At 47.4% G+C, this 22,068-nt stretch carries 18 protein-coding genes and 1 tRNA gene; 12 read left to right on the plus strand and 7 right to left on the minus strand.

Annotated features, from left to right (window positions below):
* Window positions 1-12 precede the first annotated feature (12 nt).
* Window positions 13-1,248 carry a site-specific integrase gene (locus H6A28_RS09355; RefSeq protein ID WP_204430066.1) on the minus strand — a complete coding sequence of 412 codons (1,236 nt, stop codon included), beginning with the start codon at window positions 1,246-1,248 and terminating at the stop codon, window positions 13-15.
* A 242-nt stretch (window positions 1,249-1,490) separates the two neighbouring features.
* Window positions 1,491-1,564, minus strand: a tRNA-Asp gene (locus H6A28_RS09360).
* 263 nt (window positions 1,565-1,827) lie between these two features.
* Between H6A28_RS09360 and hisH the strand changes: the two genes are divergently transcribed.
* The 7 genes from hisH (at window position 1,828) to lysA (ending at window position 7,984) form a co-directional block, all read left to right on the plus strand.
* Window positions 1,828-2,418: an imidazole glycerol phosphate synthase subunit HisH gene (gene hisH, locus H6A28_RS09365; RefSeq protein ID WP_204479925.1), complete on the plus strand. Its 591-nt coding sequence runs from the start codon at window positions 1,828-1,830 to the stop codon at window positions 2,416-2,418.
* A gap of 30 nt (window positions 2,419-2,448) precedes the next feature.
* Window positions 2,449-3,171 (plus strand): 1-(5-phosphoribosyl)-5-[(5-phosphoribosylamino)methylideneamino]imidazole-4-carboxamide isomerase, encoded by a 723-nt coding sequence (hisA, locus tag H6A28_RS09370; RefSeq protein ID WP_204477211.1) that lies wholly within the window; start codon window positions 2,449-2,451, stop codon window positions 3,169-3,171.
* A gap of 22 nt (window positions 3,172-3,193) precedes the next feature.
* The gene (gene hisF / locus H6A28_RS09375; protein ID WP_204477213.1) at window positions 3,194-3,949 is read left to right on the plus strand and encodes an imidazole glycerol phosphate synthase subunit HisF; all 756 of its coding nucleotides are present in this window, start codon (window positions 3,194-3,196) and stop codon (window positions 3,947-3,949) included.
* A 36-nt stretch (window positions 3,950-3,985) separates the two neighbouring features.
* On the plus strand, window positions 3,986-4,600 hold the full coding sequence (hisIE, locus tag H6A28_RS09380; protein ID WP_345944514.1) for a bifunctional phosphoribosyl-AMP cyclohydrolase/phosphoribosyl-ATP diphosphatase HisIE: 615 nt from the start codon (window positions 3,986-3,988) through the stop codon (window positions 4,598-4,600).
* Between the two features lie 8 nt (window positions 4,601-4,608).
* The gene (locus H6A28_RS09385; RefSeq protein WP_204477217.1) at window positions 4,609-5,289 is read left to right on the plus strand and encodes a cell division ATP-binding protein FtsE; all 681 of its coding nucleotides are present in this window, start codon (window positions 4,609-4,611) and stop codon (window positions 5,287-5,289) included.
* A gap of 115 nt (window positions 5,290-5,404) precedes the next feature.
* Window positions 5,405-6,730 carry an aspartate kinase gene (locus tag H6A28_RS09390; protein ID WP_204477219.1) on the plus strand — a complete coding sequence of 442 codons (1,326 nt, stop codon included), beginning with the start codon at window positions 5,405-5,407 and terminating at the stop codon, window positions 6,728-6,730.
* 93 nt (window positions 6,731-6,823) lie between these two features.
* Window positions 6,824-7,984: a diaminopimelate decarboxylase gene (lysA, locus tag H6A28_RS09395; RefSeq protein ID WP_204479927.1), complete on the plus strand. Its 1,161-nt coding sequence runs from the start codon at window positions 6,824-6,826 to the stop codon at window positions 7,982-7,984.
* Window positions 7,985-7,993: 9 nt separating this feature from the next.
* Here lysA and H6A28_RS09400 read toward each other — a convergent pair whose 3' ends face one another.
* Window positions 7,994-10,183 (minus strand): DUF5686 family protein, encoded by a 2,190-nt coding sequence (locus H6A28_RS09400; RefSeq protein WP_204477223.1) that lies wholly within the window; start codon window positions 10,181-10,183, stop codon window positions 7,994-7,996.
* A 115-nt stretch (window positions 10,184-10,298) separates the two neighbouring features.
* On the opposite strand from H6A28_RS09400, the gene H6A28_RS09405 reads away from it, so the two are divergent.
* Window positions 10,299-11,000 carry a Crp/Fnr family transcriptional regulator gene (locus tag H6A28_RS09405; RefSeq protein WP_204477226.1) on the plus strand — a complete coding sequence of 234 codons (702 nt, stop codon included), beginning with the start codon at window positions 10,299-10,301 and terminating at the stop codon, window positions 10,998-11,000.
* A gap of 303 nt (window positions 11,001-11,303) precedes the next feature.
* A complete protein-coding gene (locus H6A28_RS09410) occupies window positions 11,304-12,554 on the plus strand; it encodes a DUF3667 domain-containing protein (RefSeq protein WP_204479928.1) in 1,251 nt (416 codons plus the stop codon).
* A gap of 9 nt (window positions 12,555-12,563) precedes the next feature.
* Here the strand turns inward: H6A28_RS09410 and H6A28_RS09415 are convergent, their stop codons facing one another.
* From H6A28_RS09415 to pheT, 3 genes are all read right to left on the minus strand, one after another.
* Window positions 12,564-12,806, minus strand: a complete 243-nt coding sequence (locus H6A28_RS09415; protein ID WP_204479929.1) for a TIGR03905 family TSCPD domain-containing protein — start codon at window positions 12,804-12,806, stop codon at window positions 12,564-12,566.
* Between the two features lie 80 nt (window positions 12,807-12,886).
* Window positions 12,887-13,624 (minus strand): YebC/PmpR family DNA-binding transcriptional regulator, encoded by a 738-nt coding sequence (locus H6A28_RS09420; protein ID WP_204476904.1) that lies wholly within the window; start codon window positions 13,622-13,624, stop codon window positions 12,887-12,889.
* 39 nt (window positions 13,625-13,663) lie between these two features.
* The gene (gene pheT / locus H6A28_RS09425) at window positions 13,664-16,126 is read right to left on the minus strand and encodes a phenylalanine--tRNA ligase subunit beta (RefSeq protein WP_204476902.1); all 2,463 of its coding nucleotides are present in this window, start codon (window positions 16,124-16,126) and stop codon (window positions 13,664-13,666) included.
* Window positions 16,127-16,562: 436 nt separating this feature from the next.
* On the opposite strand from pheT, the gene H6A28_RS09430 reads away from it, so the two are divergent.
* Entirely contained in the window at window positions 16,563-18,386 is a 1,824-nt protein-coding gene (locus H6A28_RS09430; protein ID WP_204476901.1) for an alpha-L-fucosidase, read from the plus strand.
* 80 nt (window positions 18,387-18,466) lie between these two features.
* On the opposite strand, the gene dnaB is transcribed toward H6A28_RS09430, so the two are convergent.
* Complete coding sequence (dnaB, locus tag H6A28_RS09435) at window positions 18,467-20,029, minus strand: replicative DNA helicase (RefSeq protein ID WP_204479930.1); 1,563 nt, start codon at window positions 20,027-20,029, stop codon at window positions 18,467-18,469.
* 110 nt (window positions 20,030-20,139) lie between these two features.
* Here dnaB and ispE point away from each other — a divergent pair, with 110 nt between their 5' ends.
* Together ispE and H6A28_RS09445 are read left to right on the plus strand one after the other, a co-directional pair.
* Window positions 20,140-20,964, plus strand: a complete 825-nt coding sequence (ispE, locus tag H6A28_RS09440) for a 4-(cytidine 5'-diphospho)-2-C-methyl-D-erythritol kinase (RefSeq protein WP_204479933.1) — start codon at window positions 20,140-20,142, stop codon at window positions 20,962-20,964.
* 146 nt (window positions 20,965-21,110) lie between these two features.
* The gene (locus H6A28_RS09445) at window positions 21,111-21,920 is read left to right on the plus strand and encodes a Type 1 glutamine amidotransferase-like domain-containing protein (protein WP_204479935.1); all 810 of its coding nucleotides are present in this window, start codon (window positions 21,111-21,113) and stop codon (window positions 21,918-21,920) included.
* Window positions 21,921-22,068: the final 148 nt, after the last annotated feature.

Here is a 22,068-nt window from a genome sequence, read left to right on the forward strand (position 1 = left end):
TCATGCAATATTTTAGCGGAATACTCCGGCCACTCCTTTCATGTCCTCCATAATGCTGTTGTCAAGCACCCGTGCGTAATGCTGGGTCATGCGTGTGGACGAATGTCCCAGCATTTTCGACACGTTCTGGATGGCAACATGGTTGGCGAGCGTCACCGTGGTCGCGAAGGTGTGCCGACTCACATGGACGGTCAGGCGTTTCTTTATATCGCATAAAGTAGCTATTTCCTTCAGATATTCATTCATCTTCTGATTCGACGGGATGGGCAGGCAAGGTGCGTCCGGATCTTTTTCGTTCCACCCCTTGTATTTCTCAAGAATAGCGATGGCGGGCGGTAGCAACGGCACATTACTCGTACAGGTTTCCTTGTTCGTCGTGATTTTCACCCTCGACTTGTGTATCCACAGCTTCCCGTTGTTGTCCCGGTACAGGTGTATGGGACGCAGCGTGCTCACATCTATGTACGAGAGCCCGGTATAGCAGCAGAATAGGAAGAAGTCCTTCACATGGTTCAGCCGTTCCGTCGAAAACTCCTTCTCCATGATTCGTTGCAGTTCGTCCAGTGTGAGGAAAGTCGGGCACGTCTCTTCTTTCTTGAACAGCCGTTTCCGTTTGCCTACCAGCGGATCAAAGTTCAGCCACCCGTTATCCCTGGCTATGCCCAATACCTTGCGGAAGCAGCTCATGTATTTGGTGAGTGTATTCTGCGAGAGTTTCCTCTCCGTCCGCAAGTGCATTTCAAATGTGTCAATGAATTCCCCGTTCAGTTCGTAAAACGTGATGTCCTCCTTCTTATAGAATTCCTTTACTACTGTTTTCAGCGATTCGTAGCAGTTGTCATAGCGGGAGATAGTAGACGGTTGGTATTCCTGCCCAATAAGAGAGCGCCAGTCATCAATACACTTTTTCATTGTTTCCACAACCAAATGTCTTTCCTCCTTAGAGAACAGCTTGACCAGCATGTTTTTGGGAGTGATCAGCGCATCCCGGCAGAGCAGTTCCTTATGGATTTGATACAGCCGTACTTTCAGAGCCTCTATGTAGCTATTCAGTTCCAAGGACACACGGTCCTTTCCCTTGCTGCATCCCTTCAGGTTGTTCCACAGATGGATGGGTACAGAACGCTGGATACGTATCTCATCCTGTTGCCCGTTGATGGTTATCCGGAGGAACACCGGAGCCTCGCCGTTTTTCTTCAGCCTGCTCTTGCGGATGAAGAACAAAATCTTCATTGAATCCTGTTTCATTTCACCTTGTTTTTAGCGTTACAAAATTAGCAAAATAGGGAACAGGTAAATCCTATACAAAAATATGAAAATCAACGAAGTATGATACATTCCAGGTGCTTTTTTCAGTGACCCTAAAAAGGACCCTGAATTTGCCCCTCATAACTTCTCTAAAACGCTATTTTTTGCCGCCCGAAAACCAATAAAAAAGCCCTAATTCCGTTGGGAATCAGAGCTTTTCCTAATTCTGCTTTTTCGAGTTGCGGTGCGTACGGGACTCGAACCCGTGACCCCATGCGTGACAGGCATGTATTCTAACCAACTGAACTAACGCACCATTAAGTTTTTTCGTTGCTTTCTCTCTCGATTGCGGTTGCAAAGGTAGTACAATTTTTTGAACCTGCAATAGCTTCGTGAAAAATTTTTCAACAGGAGACTTATACAGGAAATATAAGAAATAGGAAAAAACAGGCTCTCCCACTCCATCTTGTCAGAAAAAGAAAGCAGACGCCAAACTTTCCGTTGCGTTTATTAGGAGATTGATTATAATTCGTTACTTTTGCAAAAACAATTTTTTCTCATAAAAAACAATACAGAAGAATGAAAATTGCCATCATCAAATACAACGCCGGCAACCTTTTTTCGGTGGATTGTGCCTTGAAACGGCTGGGCGTGGAACCTGTCATTACCCACGATAAGGAAACGCTGCTCAGTGCCGACAAGGTGATTTTTCCGGGAGTGGGCGAAGCACGCACCACCATGGACTACCTGAAGGGATGCGGACTGGACCAACTCATCAAAGACCTCAAACAGCCGGTACTGGGTATCTGCTTAGGCATGCAGCTGCTTTGCCGCCATTCTGAGGAAGGCGACGTAGACTGTCTGGGAATCTTCGACGCGGAAGTGAAGAAATTCCAGCCGACCCATCCGGAAGAAAAGGTACCCCATATGGGATGGAACACGCTCTCACACCTTCGCAGCCCATTGTTCCAAGGACTTAAAGAGGAAGAATTCGTGTATTTCGTCCATAGTTTCTATGTGCCGGTCAACGAGTTTACTGCTGCCACTACGGAATATATCACTCCCTTCGGTGCAGCATTGCACAAGGACAATTTCTATGCTACCCAGTTCCACCCGGAAAAGAGCGGAAAGGTGGGCGAATGCATCCTGCGCAACTTCCTGAATCTATAATCTTTTACTCAATTTGCATAAGAACATCCTATGATAGAACTTATACCTGCCATCGACGTCATCGACGGCAAATGCGTGCGGCTTTCACAAGGAGACTACCAGTCGAAAAAGGTGTACAACGAGAATCCCGTGGAAGTGGCCAAGATGTTTGAAGCACACGGCATCCAGCGGCTGCATGTGGTGGACCTGGATGGAGCGGCTTCCAAACATATCGTAAATTATAAGGTACTGGAGGCGTTGGCCGGACAGACCTCACTGGTCATCGACTTCGGCGGAGGTATCAAAAGTGACGAAGACCTGCACATCGCTTTCGAGAGCGGGGCGCGGATGGTCACCTTGGGCAGCATTGCCGTGAAAGAGCCGGATACGTTCGGCCGATGGATGGAGGCTTACGGTAGTGAGCGGATTATCTTAGGAGCGGATGCCAAGGACGGAAAAATCGCCGTGAACGGCTGGCTGGAATGCAGCCGGATGGAACTGATGCCGTTTCTCGACGAATACATTAAGAAGGGTGTCACCAAAGTGCTCTGCACGGACATCTCCCGCGACGGCATGCTCAACGGCCCGTCCATCGACTTATACAAGGAAATTATCCAAGCACATCCCGACCTGCACCTGATTGCCAGCGGAGGTATCAGTGGCATGAAAGACATTGAAGCGCTGGAAGAGGCCGGCATCCCGGCGGTAGTGTTCGGAAAGGCTTTTTACGAAGGGCGAATCACCCTGAACGACTTAAAGGCTTTCCTACCTTAAAACTTATTCAAGAAACAGAACTATGTTAGCAAAGAGAATCATACCTTGTCTGGACATCAAGGACGGACAGACAGTGAAAGGAACCAACTTCGTCAACCTGCGGCAAGCCGGTGACCCGGTGGAACTGGGAAAGGCGTACAGCGAACAGGGGGCAGACGAGCTGGTCTACCTGGACATCACGGCCAGCCACGAAGGCCGCAAAACATTTACGGAACTGGTGAAACGCATCTCGGCGGAAATCAATATTCCGTTCACCGTGGGGGGCGGCATCCATGAACTAAGCGATGTGGAACGACTTCTGAACGCCGGAGCAGACAAGGTGTCCATCAACTCCTCTGCCCTCCGCAACCCGCAGCTCATCGACGACATAGCCCTTCACTTCGGGTCGCAGGTGTGCGTGGTAGCCATCGATGCACGCCAGACTCCGCAGGGTTGGAAATGTTACCTCAACGGAGGACGACTGGAGACCGACCGTTTCCTGATGGAATGGGCGGAAGAAGCCAACAGCCGGGGCGCGGGAGAAATCCTGTTCACCAGCATGGATCACGACGGGGTGAAGGAAGGCTATGCCAATGAGGCACTGGCCGAACTGGCCGACCGACTGTCCATCCCGGTCATCGCTTCGGGAGGCGCCGGCAAGAAAGAACACTTCCGCGATGCATTTACACTGGGAAAAGCCAATGCAGCACTTGCGGCCAGTGTTTTTCACTTCGGAGAGATACGAATTCCCGAATTAAAAGATTACCTTTGCCAAGAAGGCGTGACCGTACGCAGATAAAGACATTTTTAACCACTAATTATACAAAAGCAAGAAATTATGGAACTGGATTTTGACAAAATGAATGGCCTGATTCCGGCCATCATTCAAGATAACTACACACAGAAAGTATTGATGCTGGGCTTCATGAACAAGGAAGCCTATGAGAAGACCGTAAAAACGGGAAAGGTAACTTTCTTCAGCCGCACGAAAAACCGCCTGTGGACCAAGGGCGAACAGAGTGGCAACTTCCTGCACGTGGTATCCATCAAGGCGGACTGTGACAACGACACCCTGCTCATCATGGTACACCCGGACGGCCCAGTCTGCCATACAGGAACCGATACTTGCTGGGGCGAAAAAAACGAGCAGGACATCATGTTCCTGAAGGAACTGCAGGATTTTATTGACCGCCGGCGCCAAGAAATGCCGGAAAAGTCCTACACTACCAGTCTGTTCAATTCGGGGGTCAACAAGATGGCACAGAAAGTGGGTGAAGAAGCGGTAGAAACAGTCATCGAGGCTTGCAACGGTACTGATGAACGCCTGATTTATGAAGGAGCCGACCTGCTGTATCACCTGATTGTGTTGCTCACCTACAAAGGTTACCGCATCGAAGACTTGGCCCGTGAACTGAAAGAACGCCACAGCGCGACCTGGAAAAAACATTAATGCAAAGCATGGAAGAACAACCGCTTATCACATATCAGCATGTCAGCATCAGCCTGCAGGGACAGGAAATCCTTTCTGACGTGAACTTCGAACTGAAGAAGGGGGAATTTGTCTACCTTATCGGGAAGGTGGGCAGCGGAAAATCCACTTTCCTGAAAACTCTCTACGGAGAAGTGGACATCAACGATGGAGAGGCACAAGTTTTAGGCTACTCTATCCGCCAGCTGAAACGAAAAGACCTCCCTACCCTGCGCCGGAAACTGGGCATCGTATTCCAAGATTTCCAGTTGCTGACTGACCGTACCGTACACGAAAATTTAAAGTTCGTGCTCAAGGCTACAGGATGGAAAAGCCGTACGGAAATAGAAAAGCGAATCGAAGAAGTGCTGCGGCAGGTAGGCATGGAAAATAAAGGATACAAAATGCCCAACGAGCTTTCAGGGGGTGAACAGCAACGCATCGTCATCGCACGGGCCATCCTGAACCAGCCGGACATCATCTTGGCTGATGAACCGACGGGTAACCTCGACGTGGAGACCGGACGGCACATTGTGGAACTATTGCAGGATATCTGCCGGCAAGGATCGGCCATCATCATGACCACACACAACCTGAGCCTGCTGTCGGAATATCCAGGAAAAGTGTACAAATGTGAGCATCATCACTTGACAGAAACCGAAAATTCATAAAAAAGACAAAGGAGCAAAAGGAATTTCGCCAAAATGAACTTAAAATAGGGTTTTTATTACTACATTTGCTCCCGAAAATAATTAATTATAAAACATTTTAAATTCGAAACGTAAAATGAAAGTTTTAAAGTTTGGAGGTACATCCGTAGGTTCCGCTCAAAGAATGAAGGATGTGGCCAAATTAATCAATGACGGCGAACAGAAAATTGTAGTCCTGTCTGCCATGTCGGGTACGACGAACACATTGGTTGAAATTTCGGATTATCTGTACAAGAAAAATCCAGAAGGTGCTAATGAAATCATCAACAAACTGGAAGCGAAGTATAAACAGCACATTGATGAGTTATATTCTACAGAAGAATATAAACAGAAGACACTGGATTTTGTAAAATCGGTTTTTGATTACATTCGTTCTTATACGAAAGACATATTTACGTTGTTTGAAGAAAAAGTCATCCTGGCACAGGGAGAAATCATCTCCACAAACATGGTGACAAACTATTTGTGCGAACAGGGCGTGAAAGCCATCCTGATTCCGGCATTGGAATACATGCGTACGGACAAGAACGGCGAACCGGATCTGACCTACATCCGCGAGAAACTGGAAGCACAACTGGAAGCCAATCCGGGCTACGAAATTTATATCACACAGGGATTCATCTGTCGCAATGCGTACGGTGAAATCGACAACCTGCAGCGTGGCGGAAGTGACTATACTGCTTCTTTAATCGGTGCGGCCATCAACGCATCAGAAATCCAGATTTGGACGGATATCGATGGAATGCACGACAACGACCCACGTGTAGTAGACAAGACCTCTCCAGTACGTCAGCTGCACTTTGAGGAAGCAGCCGAACTGGCTTACTTCGGGGCCAAGATTCTGCATCCAACCTGTATCCAGCCGGCTAAATATGCCAACATTCCGGTACGACTGCTGAACACCATGGAACCGTCGGCTCCGGGCACGCTGATTTCAAACGATACAGAAAAGGGCAAAATCAAGGCAGTAGCTGCCAAAGACAACATCACCGCTATCAAAATCAAGTCCAGTCGTATGCTGTTGGCTCACGGCTTCTTGCGCAAGGTGTTCGAAATCTTCGAAAGCTACCAGACAGCTATCGATATGGTATGTACTTCAGAAGTAGGCGTATCCATGTCAATTGACAATACGAAGCACTTGAACGAAATCGTAAACGACTTGAAGAAGTACGGAACGGTAACAGTAGACCACGACATGTGCATTGTTTGTGTAGTGGGCGACCTGGAATGGGAAAACGTAGGCTTTGAAGCCAAAGCACTCGATGCCATGCGTGAAATTCCGGTACGTATGATTTCATTCGGCGGCAGTAACTACAATATCTCTTTCCTGATTCGTGAAGCGGACAAGAAGAGAGCGCTTCAGTCACTGAGCGACGTGCTGTTCAACGGCAACAAAAAATAAAGATATTTATATACAGCGAAAAGCGGAGGATACGGTCAAAACCGCATCGTCCGCTTTTTTATCATGATATCAATCCAAAACAACTAAACCTACATGAAAGCGAATTTTCCAATAGCACATTTCAGAGAGATTGAAACCCCGTTTTATTATTATGACACAAACCTGCTGCGGGAGACCCTGAACAAAATCAAGGAAGAAGCAGGAAAATACAATAAATTCTGTGTACATTATGCCATCAAAGCCAATGCCAACCCCAAGGTGCTGCGCATCATCCGCGAAAGCGGACTGGGTGCCGACTGCGTGAGTGGTGGTGAAATCCAAGCGGCCGTTGAAGCAGGATTCCCGGCCAGCAAAATCGTATTTGCCGGGGTAGGAAAAACCGACAAGGAAATCAATCTGGGACTGGATTATGACATTTTCTGCTTCAACGTAGAATCTATTCCGGAACTGGAGGTCATCAATGAACTGGCTGCAGCAAAGAACAAGATAGCCCGCGTAGCATTCCGTATCAACCCGGATGTAGGTGCGCATACGCATGCCAACATCACTACCGGACTGGCAGAAAACAAATTCGGCATCAGCATGCAGGACATGGACCACATCATCGACCTGGCCTTGGAAATGAAAAACGTGAAGTTCGTGGGACTGCATTTCCACATTGGCTCACAGATTCTGGACATGGGCGACTTCGTGGCACTCTGCAACCGCATCAATGAATTGCAGGAAAAACTGTATGCCCGCCAGATTATCGTAGAACACATCAACGTGGGAGGCGGACTGGGCATCGACTATGCACATCCGAACCGCCAGCCAATTCCGGACTTTGCAGACTATTTTGCTACTTATCACAAGCACCTGCGCCTGCGCCCGCAGCAAACACTGCACTTTGAACTGGGCCGCTCGGTAGTAGGACAGTGCGGAAGCCTCATCACCAAGGTAACTTACGTAAAACAAGGCACCAACAAGCAGTTTGCTATTGTAGATGCAGGTATGACCGACCTGATTCGTCCGGCTTTGTACCAAGCTTACCACAAGATTGAAAACCTAACCTCGGAAGAATCAGTAGAAACCTACGACGTGGTAGGTCCTATCTGCGAATCATCCGACGTGTTCGGCAAAGCCATCGACCTGAACAAGGTACACCGCGGCGACCTGATTGCCCTGCGCTCTGCTGGAGCTTACGGTGAAATCATGGCTTCAGGCTACAATTGCCGCCCGCTGCCGAAAGGTTATACATCGGACGAACTGGTATAAGCAGTCATTCTACTTATTAAATAATTCGAAGGTAAATTTACATCCCACGGAGGTAAATTTACCTTTTTCATTTCCGATAAAGATTCCTGCATCGAACAGATGAGTGGCAAAGCCATAACCAAACTCCAGGTAGGGATTCAAATGGGGCATGAACAGAATGCCTGCATAGATTCGTTCTTTTTGGATGAAGGACAGCAGTCGGTTTACAGGATAAAGAAGGATGAAAGGCGCTTCAAACGTCATATTGCCACGAAGATAATGCCGAGATGCATTGTACCAGCGTCCATCCAACATTTGGAAAGTTCCTCCAATGTCATCGTCCCAACCCTGCGGCAAGTTCAAGTTGGCAAAGTGCACATAATCTACGAAATACATGTCCGACTGATTCGTAAACATTCCCCCTCCGATGTGATAGGCAATGGATCGGACATTTTTGAGACGGATAATCTGTTCCACTGAGCATTCAATACGCTCATAGGTTCCCGAGTTTTTCAGTAGCCTGATACCTCTTTCATAATCTAACATGAAAGTCGGATAATAGGAACCTACATTGATTTTTCGATTGCCATTCATATAATAATACATGCCCGGCGTCCACTCCAAACGAAGGCGAGGTGCGAAACTGTTATAACGGGAACGGACACGAGCTTCCACCTCCGGCGTACTCTTGGTATATCGCCAGTGCATAGCCAAACCTGTACCCAGTTTCAGGCCGTTGCACAGTTCAATGTTGTGCGATACATCCACATACACATCCTTGAAATAATCCAGTTCCAACCCCTCGAACGAGAACGTACTGTCGGGCATTTCTTTCAATTGGTCGAGTACCACACTACTGTAAATGCGGTTACCATTTCCAGCATGTATCTCAAGGGAGCCCAACCTGCGGGGATTGTAAAAATATTCAATATCGGCCTTGGCATAAAGCTCCTTCTTGGTAAAATTATAACCAATCTGCGGTGCGATACGCAGCAGACGCCCATCATGAAACAATTTGTTGTACTTGAACACCTGCCGATAGGAAATCCCGTTCCGGTGACTGTAACTCACAAGCAACGGATTGATTAACGGAGAACAGTTGATGCTTCCTACCCGCGACAGGTCGATGTCATAACTGCTGATCAAGGCATCCCCTATCTGACCGAGGAATACCATATTCTTTTGGAACTTCGTAGGTGGAGGCTTCAAGGTATCTGCCTCCCGCTGCCTTCTCCGTTCGTCAGCCATCCGGTAAAGCGAATCTTCATAAGACGACAATGGAATTGGACGGATACGGTTGAACGAGTCTCGTTCCACCACCAAACGACTGGTATCGCACGTCAACGTATACGAATTGGAAAGATTGTGATCATTCGTTTTTTTCACAATCCACTCCTCCCCCGGCTTACGAAACGTCACCGAAGAATAACGCATCCATCCGGTGTATTTCATCTCCAGATGGTTTTTCAGAAACTTAAAATTCAAATCCAGGTTCATCAATACCGGAAGATATCTGGTTTCTTTTTCCTCTCCCATTTGCATATTCAAGTGGAACCTGATTAAGTCATATCGTCCTCGCAAATCCATTCGTCGGATAGTCCAATCGTCAGAAGAAAGCCATAACGACCCTTCCACCAGCTGCGTACTCCGATAACGGGGAATCACCCGAATGCAATAAAGCTTGCCATCCAAACGAGGTTCCACACTTTCCAACAGATAACGATAGTGTATCCGTGCCTTCTCATTCAAAGGTGACAACAATTTGTTACCCATCAAAGAAGGCGAATAAATATTGAATTTCATGTAATCTATCACATCGAAAATCTGTCCTCTGTTACTGGGAAAAGTGGTGGATATGGCCCTAATCTTCCGGTCGATAATTCCAGGTGCCGTGTACTGAAGGTCGCTGATAGATTCATGCACATAATCCTTTATCCCCTTTTCCAACCTGAACATCGAAGGCACATAACGAATGATGCGATTCTGCTTGTGGACTGTAAGATGCCCCTTCAAATACAAATCGGCCTTATAACCTTTGACCTCATGCGAATAAATGGAAGCTGCCTGGAACATATATTGCAGAATGGAATCAGGCACCATGGGCCTAAAAGGAAGAGCCGGAGTATTGTCACGTGCCATTCCCCGTTGTGGAATACCGCTCAGCAGACATAAAGCCCACAGTCCCCACCAAACTACATATAAGGCTTTTCTTATTCGCATTCTTAGGCAAATATATAACAAAGGCCTATTCCAGGGGCATTTTTTGCCGGGAAAAAAGAAAATTTTCAAATTTTCTTTCTATCTTTGTGCTAAATAACATGGTTTTGGAACATTTATGGTAAAAAAGGAATTAACAGAAGCTGAGATTGCCGAAAGTATACCAGATTTATGGCAACCATTGACCCAGCAGCAACGCGAATTGCTCGCTCAAAACTTCACCATTCAAAAATATAAGAAAAACGAAACTATTTACTGTGAAGGGGAAACTCCAGAAAATCTGATGTGCCTGCTCAACGGCAAAGTAAAGATTTACAAAGACGGAGTTGGAGGAAGAAGCCAAATTATCCGTGTCATTAAAAACAAGGAATATTTTGCTTACCGGGCTTACTTCGCCGAAGAAAACTTCGTGACTGCAGCAGCTGCTTTCGAACCTTGTACCATGTGCCTGATCCCGATGCCCGTCATCATCAAACTGATTATGGAGAACGCAAATCTGGCCATGTTTTTCATCAAACAGTTATCAAAGGACTTAGGTATCTCAGATGAAAGAACCGTCAACCTGACTCAGAAACACATCCGTGGACGTCTGGCAGAATCGTTGCTCTTCCTGAAAGAAACCTACGGCGTAGAAGAGGACCAGTGTACCCTGAGTATCTATCTCTCAAGAGAAGACTTGGCCAATCTTTCGAATATGACTACTTCCAATGCCATTCGTACATTGTCAAACTTTGCAGCCGAGAAACTGATTATTATTGACGGACGAAAAATAAAGATTATTGACGAGGAGAAGCTGAAGAAAATCAGCAAAATAGGCTAACAACTCCTTATATTATAATACCTCCGAGGTATTGTTGACAGTTATATTGATTCCCAAGAATTACTTGATACAGAAGGAAACAATATAACTGTTTTTTATTGCCTTCCCATGCCTGAAAAAACGAATCTCAGCTTACTGCTTCTCTTTATAAAAATTTGCAAGATTCATTTCCCAAACGTATTTTTGTGTCAGTATATTATTAACAATTAATCTTACTGACATGGATAATAACACAACACAAAAAAGGAAACAGGTTTTCTCGCCCGAATGCGACAAAAACTGACAGAAAGGAAACGCCGAGTCATGAGACTCATCGAATTAAAACGCCTCCAGCGAATCCGTAAAAAGACTGTACCCGGCTACACCTACTGCAAGAATTGCGGTACCAAACTGGAAGGGATGTACTGCCACTGCTGCGGGCAATATGCGCTCGACATCTATCAGCCGTTTTGGAAATACTTCAAACAATATTTTGAAAATGTCTACCAGTTCGACAGCAAAATCTGGCAGACCTTATGGTTTATGTTTACTCGTCCCGGATTCCTGACCAACGAATTCAATGCCGGGAAAATCAATTCCTACGTGCATCCTTTCCGCCTTTACATGTGCATCTCCGTAGTCTTTTTCACCCTCTTTTTCATGTTGGCCTCTGATAAGGCCAACCAAGCCCTACAAGCCGTAGAATCTCTAAGCATCAGCGATGAAGTAGTCCAGCAACTAAACTCCAAGTCTGCCCTCCCCGATACCAGCATCTATCTGTATCAGGGCCCGAAACTGGTACAGGCTTTGCAGGAAAGAGGGGTCACCCGAACTGATGAACTGTTTAAGGTACAACGCTTGGACGACCGTTTCTCCCTTTCTTATGTACGAATGCCGAAGCTGGTAGCCGACTCCTGCCTGCGGGAAAGCACCCTCAGGGAAAAAGACCTGAAAAACATTCTGAACCTCCAGAAAGTGAAGACCTCACAACTGGACAGCCTACTACAGGAAAAAGGAATCAAATCAGAGTCGATGCAAGCAGCCCTCCACTTTCAGACCGACTCCGCAGGAAACGCGCTCACTCCCGTGTATGAATGGAATCCGGACAACCCCGATGAAGCCGAACAACTCCGCCGGGAATCCTTCCTCAACCAGCTTATCGGAAGCCTATCTAAATGGACCCCTCTCTACATGATGTTCCTTCTCCCCTTGTTCGCCTGGCTTCTGCAAGGCCTGTTCCGCAAATCACGGTATCCCTACATGTGGCATTTCGTCCATGCCATCCACCTGAATACCGTGTTCCTGATACTATTGCCCATCCCGCTGATTCCCCTGCTGACAGAGAAAAACTTTCTGGACTCCTTCAGAGGAGACATGCCTATCTATATGCAAACGATTTTCCTTATAGGCATGTTTATCTACACCTACATCTCCCTGCACACCGTGTACCACCGTGGCTGGGTCAGAACCTTCCTCAAAACCGTGGGCTTGCTGAGCCTGTTCACGTTCCTGTCCCTCGTTATCGCCGGCATCCTGCTCATCGTGCTGCTTTCCTCACTCTCGGAAGAGTTTTAAGAAAGCCTCTCAGTGTATCTCGCGCAAGGCCTTGCAAAGCTGGTCGGGGCAGGAAGTGGACTTCCCCCCGCAACGGATACCTTCCAGGCGGGCAATCACGTCGTCCACTTTCATCCCCTTTACCAGTGAAGAGATTCCTTGCAGGTTGCCGTTGCATCCTCCTGTAAAATGTACGTCCTTCACAATTCCGTTTTCCACTTCCACGTCAATTTGGGAACTGCAGGTTCCTGTCGTTCTATAACTGTATTTCATACTATTGTCTTTTTTTGCGTATAAAAAAGAACGGAGTACCTTGTAAAGCACTCCGTCCATAATGTATGTAAAGAAAAAACTTATTCTGCGTCCTCTTCCGGTTTCATGTTCGTGTAAACCGTCTGTACATCGTCGAATTCTTCCAGACGTTCTACCATCTTGTCGATTGTCTCACGCTGTTCCGGAGTTACATCTTTCAGGTCGTTCGGGATGTAAGTGAAATCACCACCGACATCTTCGAAGCCACATTCTTCCAAGTGCTTCTGGATGGCTGCGTAGCTCTTCGGGTCACCGTAGATAGTGATGGTACCTTCTTCCGAATCTTCGTCATATTCATCTTCTACGTTATAGTCGATCAAGTCCAGAATCAGTTCTTCCATGTCCAGGCCGTCTTTCTTCTTGAAAGTGAACACACACTTGTGGTCGAACAAGAAAGCCAGTGAACCAGTCGTACCCAAGTTACCGCCAAATTTGTTGAATACGGAACGTACGTCGGCTACCGTACGAGTCGTGTTATCAGTCAAAGTATCTACGAATACGGCAATTCCGTGAGGACCGTATCCTTCGTAAGTCATGCTCTTGTAATCGCTCTGGTCTTTACCCATTGCATTCTTGATGGCACGTTCGATGTTGTCCTTCGGCATGTTTTCACGCTTACAAGTAGCGATTACCGAACGCAAAGCCGGGTTGTTTTCCGGTTCCGGACCACCAGCTTTTACTGCAATTGCAATTTGTTTACCCAGACGAGTGAAGGTCTTCGCCATGTGACCCCATCTTTTCAATTTTGTAGCTTTTCTATATTCAAACGCTCTTCCCATTGGATTATATTTTTAAATTTATTTTTAATAAGTTTTCTTTTATCGAAGTACAGCTCCCAGTTTGTTCTGCAGGTTGCCAATCAGCTTCTGCATAAACTTGTCAATCTGTTTGTCGTTCAGTGTGGCATTTTCGTCCTGAAGCATGAAGCTTACGGCATAGCTCTTCTTGCCAGCTTCCAGGTTCTTACCTTCGTACACGTCGAACAATTCTACAGACTTCAGCAGCTTCTTGTCGGTTTCGTAAGCAATCTTTTCGATTTCAGCAAACTGTACCTTCTTATCAATCAGCAAAGCCAAGTCACGTTTTACAGCCGGGAACTTGGAGATTTCCTTGTAGCTTACCACATTGTTCTTGATAGCCTTCATCAGTTCCTTCCAGTTCAGGTCGGCATAATATACTTCATGGTCAATGTCGAATGCCTTCTGAATCTTCTTGCAAACCACACCGAAGGTAGCCAGCAGCTTACCACCACGAGTGTGTACAGAAATAGCTACTGAGTAAATGTCGTCCGAAAGATTTCCGAATACCAGTCCTCCAAAGTTCACACCCAGACGACGGAAGATATTCAGCACGTAAGCCTTCAATTCATATACGGATGAATTTTCATCGGCATGTGCCCAAGAGTTGCTTACCCGCTTTCCTGTCAGCCACAAGCCCATGTGCAATTCTTCCGAATAGCCAGCCAGTACCTTTTCCGGATTCTTCTTCTCGGCATGGAAGTGATAGCAGTTACCGAACTCAAAGAACTTCAGGTCGGCATTCTTGCGGTTGGCATTGTGCTGGATGCTTTCCAGACCGCCGAAAAGCAGTGTGGCACGCATCACGTTCAAGTCGTTGCTCAACGGATTCATCACACGCACCAAGTTCTCCGGCTTGAACGTTTCCAGTCCGTCATAATAAGCCGCAGCGGTCAGTGAGTTGTTCAGGATCTCATTGAAACCACAACCTACCAGCTGTTCGCCGACCAGGTTCTGCAGTTTCACTGACTTGTCAACTTCTCCCTTCACACTCAAGCTGGACTTCAGTGTAGTCGGGATTTCCACATTATTATATCCATAAATACGGAGAATATCTTCTACCACATCGCACGGACGCTGTACATCCACCCGATAAGGAGGAACCAGCAACGAAAGACCTTCTGCCGTTTCGTTCACAATCTTCATCTCCAAGCTGGTAACGATACTCTTCACGGTTTCTACCGGAATCACCTTACCTACCAGTGAGTTAACATAGTCGTAAGAAAGCTCTACCGGGAAATCAGCAATCGGATGCGGATAGTTGTCCTTGATTTCAGAAGCGATTTCACCTCCTGCCAGTTCCTTCACCAACAGCGCAGCTTCCTTCAAGGCATAAATCGTAATATTCGGGTCGATACCACGTTCGAAACGGAAAGAAGAGTCTGTGCTCAATCCGTGACGACGCGCCGTCTTACGCACCCAAGTCGGATGGAAATAAGCACTTTCCAGGAACACATCCGTAGTCGCTTCCGTCGTACCTGAATCCAGTCCGCCAAATACGCCGGCGATACACATTGGCTCTTCCGTGTTGCAAATCATCAAGTCCTTGTCAGACAATTTGCGTTCCACTTCGTCCAGTGTCACGAACGGAGTTCCCTCGGCACAAGTCTTCACTACAATCTTACCTCCTTTAATTTTATCGGCATCGAAGCAGTGCATCGGCTGACCGTAGGCATGCAGGATGTAGTTGGTAATATCGACAATGTTATTAATCGGACGCACTCCAATCAGACGAAGCTTGTTCTGCAACCATTCCGGACTTTCCTTCACGGTCACGCCTTTGATGGCTACTCCTGCGTAACGTGGGCAAGCTTCCGTGTTTTCCACCACGATGTCGATGTTCATGTCGTGGTTGTCTACTTTGAATGCATCAACAGAAGGACGCTTCAATGTAGCTTTATGTCCGTTCTGGATGAGCCATGCATACAAGTCGCGGGCTACCCCATAATGTGAGCAGGCATCGGCTCGGTTCGGAGTGATATCCACTTCGAGTACATATTCACTCTTGATGTTATAGTAATCCTTGGCGGGTGTACCCGGAACCACATCATCCGGCAATACGATGATACCTTCGTGGCTTGTTCCCACGCCAATTTCATCCTCGGCACAAATCATACCGTTTGACTCCACGCCACGGAGTTTCGACTTCTTGATAGTAAAGCACTGGTCGCCGTCGTACAGCTTCGTACCTATTGTGGCTACGATAACCTTCTGTCCGGCAGCCACGTTAGCCGCACCGCAGACAATCTGTACAGGCTCTCCCTGTCCCAAGTTGACGGTGGTAATATGCATGTGGTCGGAATTGGGATGCGGTTCGCAAGTCAGCACCTCGCCTACCACAAGGCCTTCCAATCCTCCCTTAATCGTTTGAACTTCTTCCACTCCCCCAGTTTCCAGACCGATGGAAGTTAGTGCGGCTGCCACTTCGTCCGGAGTCAGGTCGAAGTCGACGTATTCTTTCAGCCAGTTATAAGAGATATTCATATCGTTGTTATTTATAATTTCCTAAGAATGATGCGCAAAGTTATAAAAATTAGATGGAATATTCTAATAAAATCCGCAGATTGCTTTAAATTCAACTGAATACTAAAGAATTAGACCAACAAATATTCAATGCCCCTAAATCAAAAAAACGAAAACATGACCCATATTCCTTCACCTTTACTCGTTCATACACAATCTTAAAAGCCTTCTTTTTCAACTCATTTTACAAACGAAAGATATTTCCCTCAAACGATAACCCATTCTTCGAACATAAAAATTCTTATACAAACCGTTTTTATTTGCTGAAATGGCTGAAAATTGAACAAGTTATATTACTTTTACCCAATAAAAACATTCGGGGAGCGTTCCATTGAATTAAATTCAGCGACAATTCCCCTATTATGAAATAAAATCACCATCCGACAATCAACTCATTATGAAAAAACTATCTCAATTTCTCGCGGCATGCGCAATGCTTTCGCTTCCTGTAGGAATACACGCACAGCAAGACACCGCTTATTTCGTGAAACATCTGTCTTTCTCCGGCAATGAAACCATGGAGCAAAAAGTATCCATGGCGGCCCGTCTGGTTCCTACGCCTCAGCAGTTGGCCTGGCAACAAATGGAGCTGACGGCCTTCCTGCACTTCGGCATCAACACGTTTACCGACAGGGAATGGGGCGACGGCTCGGAAGACCCGGCACTGTTCAACCCCACCGACCTGGATGCCGAACAATGGGTGAAGACCCTGAAAGAAGCCGGTTTCAAGATGGTACTGCTCACCGCCAAGCATCACGACGGGTTCTGTCTGTGGCCTACCAAGACCACGAAACACTCCGTAGCCTCCTCTCCTTGGAAAAACGGAAAGGGCGATGTGGTCAAGGAACTTCGCGACGCTTGTACTAAATACGATATGAAATTCGGTGTCTACCTGTCGCCATGGGACCGGAACGCCAGCTGCTACGGCGATTCTCCTGCCTACAACAAATTCTTCATCGAACAGTTGACTGAACTGCTGACTAACTACGGAGAAGTACACGAAGTTTGGTTTGACGGCGCGAACGGAGAAGGGCCCAATGGGAAAAAACAAACCTACGACTGGGATGCCTTCTACAAAACCATCCAGCGCTTGCAACCCAAAGCCGTTATGGCCATCATGGGCGACGACGTACGCTGGGTAGGCAACGAAAAAGGACTTGGACGGGAAACTGAATGGAGCGCCACGGTTCTGACCCCGGGAGTTTACGCCCGCTCGGAAGCGAACAATGCCCGTCTGAAAGTGTACAGTCAGGCCAAAGACTTGGGTAGCCGCGAAATGCTGAAAGATGCCACGGAACTCTTCTGGTATCCGTCGGAAGTCGACGTATCCATCCGTCCAGGATGGTTCTGGCATGAAGCAGAAAATGACAAGGTAAAAAGCCTGAAGCAACTGTCGGACATCTATTTCCAGTCGGTTGGCTACAACTCCGTCCTGCTGCTGAACATTCCTCCTGACCGCCGGGGACGGATTCATGAAGCCGATGTGGCCCGCCTGAAAGAATTTGCCGCTTATCGCCAAGAAACATTCAAAGACAACAAGGTGCTTCGTGGAGACCAGCCTTGGGAAGCCCCGCAGGGAACTTCCCGCACGTATGCTGTTAAATCGAAAAGCTCCATCAATGTGGTAATGCTGCAAGAAGACATTTCCAAAGGACAGCGAGTGGAAGACTTCACTCTCGAAGCCTGGGACAACGGCAGCTGGAAACCTATAGGAAAAGGAACCACCGTAGGCTACAAACGCATGGTACGCTTCCCTGATACCGTGACCGACTCGTTGAAAGTCACCATCAACCAAAGCCGACTGAACGCGCACATCCAGCAAGTGGCGGCTTACTATGCCAAACCTTTAGCTGAACAAGGAAGTGCTACCAACTGGAACAACCTGTCAAGAGACTCTTGGAAGAAACTGTCAGGTTCCCCGCTGACCATCGACTTGGGAAAGACCGTAACCCTCAAGGCCTTTACCTATGCCCCTCTGAACGCAGAAGCCAAACCGACCATGGCTTTCCGCTATAAGTTCTATGTGAGTCAGGATGGAAAGAAATGGAAGGAAGTGATTAGCCACGGAGAATTCAGCAACATCATGCACAACCCGCTACCGCAGACCGTAACCCTTCCGCAGGCAGAATCTGTCCGGTTCGTCAAACTGGAAGCCACGACTCCCGATGCCACTACCGCGACGGTAGAACTGGAAGAATTCGGAGTGACCGTTGCACAGTAACTTCTGAAACCACCCGTATAAATACACTACAGGCGGCCCGCATCCAAACGAGCCGCCTGTATTATTTTTAGTCCAACTTCTTAAAATGGTACATCCGGCACTGGGGCACCGAACGGATTATCCGGCATTGGAGGTAAATCAGCAGGTGGAGGTGGCACAAAATCCTGTCCCCCGCCGCTGTTCATTTTCGAACGAAGCACCGGAGCCGCTTTCTCCTCGCCCGGCATCGGTACAATCATGTCGTCATCCGGGTTCTGGAAACGGGCATATTCAGCACGGAAACGTAACAGCACATCACCCACCGCACCGTTACGATGCTTGGCAATGATAATTTCCGCCATACCATGCAAATCGTTTCCTTTCTCGTCGGTATAAATCTTATAGTATTCCGGACGGTGGATAAAGCATACCATATCGGCATCCTGCTCGATGGCTCCTGACTCACGCAAGTCACTCAACTGCGGACGCTTTCCGTCGATACCTTCTCGGTTCTCCACGCCACGGTTCAACTGACTCAGGGCCACAATCGGAATGTTCAACTCCTTGGCCAGTCCCTTCAACGAACGCGAAATGGTGCTGACCTCTTCCTGACGGCTGCCGAACGACATTCCACTGGCATTCATCAGCTGAAGGTAGTCGATGATGATAATCTTCACCCCATGTTCACGCACCAGACGACGCGCCTTGGTTCGCAATTCAAATACAGACAATGACGGCGTATCGTCCACATACAACGGAGCATCATACAATTCCTTGATTTTATAGTCAAGCTGTCCCCACTCGTAAGGTGCCAGCTGACCGCTCTTGATTTTCTCACCTGGAATCTCACAGACATTCACAATCAGACGGTTCACCAACTGCACGTTGCTCATTTCAAGCGAGAACAACGCTACCGGCACCTTGTTGTTCACCGCCATGTTCTTCGCCATGGAAAGCACGAACGCCGTCTTACCCATGGCCGGACGGGCTGCAATGATAATCAAGTCGGAATTCTGCCAGCCCGAAGTCATCTTGTCCAACTGATGGAAACCGCTTGAAAGTCCGCTCAAGCCATCGGTACGGGCCGCCGCCTTCTGCAACATCTCGTACGCCTCCTGGATGACCGGATTAATCTGCGTGTAATCCTTCTTCATGTTCTGCTGGGAGATTTCAAAGAGCTTTCCTTCGGCCTCCTGCATCAGGTCGTCCACATCCTGCGTCTCGTCGAACGCCTTGGTCTGTATGCTGCTTGTGAAAGAAATCAGTTCACGCGCCAGAAACTTCTGGGCTATGATGCGGGCATGGTATTCAATATGAGCCGACGAAGCCACCTTACCACTCAACTGCGTAATATAGAACGGTCCGCCTACCTCATCCAGATCGCCGCGCGAACGCAACTGCTCGGTCACGGTCAGGATATCAATCGGTTTCTGCTGGATGGCCAAGTCGGTAATGGCCGCATAAATCAGCTGGTGCCGGTGTTCGTAGAACGATTCCGGACGAAGAATCTCGCTCACCAGCGAATACGCATCCTTTTCAATCATCAGCGCACCTAATACCGCCTCCTCCAGTTCAGGAGCCTGCGGCTGAAGATGCCCATACTCATCCATCGGCTTAGTCTTGGCCGTTTTCGCCACACGTGTATTTCTTCTCGGTTCTGCCATTTCAATTTTGTTTAAGTGGGGCAAAGATACGATTTTTTCCGTGAATCCCGTTTTTCTAAAAACTTTCGTGTATATTTGAGCAACAAAAAACAAACAAAACAAACGACACTATGATTACCTTTCCAAATGCCAAAATAAACCTTGGCCTGAATATTGTTGAAAAACGCGCCGACGGTTACCACAACCTGGAAACCATTTTCTATCCCATCCACCTGCAAGACGCGCTGGAGGTGACGCGAAGAGAAAAAGATGACACTCCTTATACCCTCCACGTAAAAGGAACCGCCCTCGAAGGCGCTCCGGAAGACAACCTGGTGGTGAAAGCTTACGAACTACTGAAGAAAGACCACGAGATGCCGCCCATCGACATCCACCTGTTCAAGCACATCCCTACAGGTGCGGGACTGGGAGGCGGTTCGTCCGATTGCGCGTTCATGATCAAGCTGCTGAACGAGAAATTCCGCCTGAACCTGAGTCTGGAAGAAATGGAGGGCTATGCCGCCCGCCTGGGTGCCGACTGTGCCTTCTTCATCCGCAACCAACCGGTCTTTGCCACCGGCATCGGCAACATTTTTGAGCCCATCCGCCTGTCACTTTCCGGCTGTTACCTCGTGCTGGTAAAACCGGATATCTTCGTATCCACCCGCGAGGCCTTTGCCCACATCACTCCCCACAAACCGGAGGTTTCCTTGAAGGAGATTGTCCGCCAGCCTGTGGAAACATGGAAAGACAGTATGAAAAATGATTTTGAAGACAGCGTTTTCCTGCAACATCCGGAGATTGCCGCCATCAAAGACGAACTGTACGACCTGGGTGCCGTGTTCGCCAGCATGAGCGGTTCTGGCTCTTCGGTGTACGGCATCTTCCGTCAACCGATAGAAAATGTAGACGAAAAATTCGGCGGCTGCTTCTGCCGTCAGAGAGAACTGGACTGATTAGTCCGGTTTTCTCTCAACTTTAAATTAACAGATTATGTTTCTGCCAACCATAAAAACTTACCATCATGCTTCGATTATTCTTTATCATAGGATTGTTCATCATGAACCTTTCTGTAATCAACGCACAAGATAAAAAGATTTTTGTGTGGGAAGGAGACATTAACCTCAAATTTACCAGATACATCGCCGATTTGACCGGGAAGGAACACCCGCGCCTATGCTATCTGCCGACTGCCAGCGGAGACAACCCCGATAACATCCGATTTTGGGGAAGTATCTGTAACGCACTCAAGATAGACACTTTGGTGATGAACGTATGGGTCAGTGCATCGCCCGACAATCAATCGTTTGAAGACATACTTCTTAATTCGGACGCAATTGTAGTGGGTGGAGGAAACACATTGAACATGATAGGAATTTGGAAAGCACAAGGCATTGACAAGATTCTTAAGAAAGCACTCAACAAAGGAATTATCTTATCAGGCGGAAGTGCCGGTTCTATCTGCTGGTTCGAAAAGGGAATAAGCGATTCACGCCCCACAAGTATAAGTGCGGTAGAAGGGCTTGGTCTTCTTCCTTATAGCAATTGCCCTCATTATTCCCAAAAAGAGCGTCAGGATTTATTCCACAAACTCATAGGCAACAAGAAAATTCACTCCGGTTATGCGTTTGATGAAAGAGCCGGCATTCTTTTTGTGAACGGAAAAGCCAAAGAATTTGTCACACAAAGCGACAAGCACCACCTGTATCATGTCTTTCTAAAGGGGAAACAACTTGAAATAGAGAAACTTGAAGCCAAAATAGTAGTTAGCAAGAATGCAATTCCCGAAGGAGAATATCAAACGACAGAAGTTGAAAAGAAATTATCTGAGATTGCACCGGACGGAAAATCTACACCTTTATCGGCCTATGTAACGTCAAAGAAATTTCTAAAGGCAAAGAGTCATTCCTAAACTCCAGTGTAAACAAAATATTCGTCTACAAGAATAAAATAGCAGGAGTGGTAAACAACAAATATCTGGACTCCATGGGCATATATGGCCTATGGTATTTTTATAACCACAACGGAGTATGGGAAAGCGCCGGAGAGGATATTGGTGG

This window comes from Bacteroides mediterraneensis (assembly GCF_016900355.1).
In the GTDB taxonomy this organism is placed as follows: Bacteria; Bacteroidota; Bacteroidia; order Bacteroidales; family Bacteroidaceae; genus Phocaeicola.

What these genes read in the sequence shown, in the direction of transcription:
- H6A28_RS09390 (WP_204477219.1), top strand. Translation starts at nt 5,405, where the DNA reads ATGAAAGTTTTAAAGTTTGGAGGTACATCCGTAGGTTCCGCTCAAAGA.
- H6A28_RS09355 (WP_204430066.1), bottom strand. Translation starts at nt 1,248, where the DNA reads ATGAAACAGGATTCAATGAAGATTTTGTTCTTCATCCGCAAGAGCAGG.
- hisH (WP_204479925.1), top strand. Translation starts at nt 1,828, where the DNA reads ATGAAAATTGCCATCATCAAATACAACGCCGGCAACCTTTTTTCGGTG.
- H6A28_RS09400 (WP_204477223.1), bottom strand. Translation starts at nt 10,183, where the DNA reads ATGCGAATAAGAAAAGCCTTATATGTAGTTTGGTGGGGACTGTGGGCT.
- H6A28_RS09430 (WP_204476901.1), top strand. Translation starts at nt 16,563, where the DNA reads ATGAAAAAACTATCTCAATTTCTCGCGGCATGCGCAATGCTTTCGCTT.
- hisF (WP_204477213.1), top strand. Translation starts at nt 3,194, where the DNA reads ATGTTAGCAAAGAGAATCATACCTTGTCTGGACATCAAGGACGGACAG.
- H6A28_RS09420 (WP_204476904.1), bottom strand. Translation starts at nt 13,624, where the DNA reads ATGGGAAGAGCGTTTGAATATAGAAAAGCTACAAAATTGAAAAGATGG.
- ispE (WP_204479933.1), top strand. Translation starts at nt 20,140, where the DNA reads ATGATTACCTTTCCAAATGCCAAAATAAACCTTGGCCTGAATATTGTT.
- H6A28_RS09405 (WP_204477226.1), top strand. Translation starts at nt 10,299, where the DNA reads ATGGTAAAAAAGGAATTAACAGAAGCTGAGATTGCCGAAAGTATACCA.
- hisA (WP_204477211.1), top strand. Translation starts at nt 2,449, where the DNA reads ATGATAGAACTTATACCTGCCATCGACGTCATCGACGGCAAATGCGTG.
- H6A28_RS09415 (WP_204479929.1), bottom strand. Translation starts at nt 12,806, where the DNA reads ATGAAATACAGTTATAGAACGACAGGAACCTGCAGTTCCCAAATTGAC.
- H6A28_RS09385 (WP_204477217.1), top strand. Translation starts at nt 4,609, where the DNA reads ATGGAAGAACAACCGCTTATCACATATCAGCATGTCAGCATCAGCCTG.
- lysA (WP_204479927.1), top strand. Translation starts at nt 6,824, where the DNA reads ATGAAAGCGAATTTTCCAATAGCACATTTCAGAGAGATTGAAACCCCG.
- pheT (WP_204476902.1), bottom strand. Translation starts at nt 16,126, where the DNA reads ATGAATATCTCTTATAACTGGCTGAAAGAATACGTCGACTTCGACCTG.
- H6A28_RS09410 (WP_204479928.1), top strand. Translation starts at nt 11,304, where the DNA reads ATGAGACTCATCGAATTAAAACGCCTCCAGCGAATCCGTAAAAAGACT.
- dnaB (WP_204479930.1), bottom strand. Translation starts at nt 20,029, where the DNA reads ATGGCAGAACCGAGAAGAAATACACGTGTGGCGAAAACGGCCAAGACT.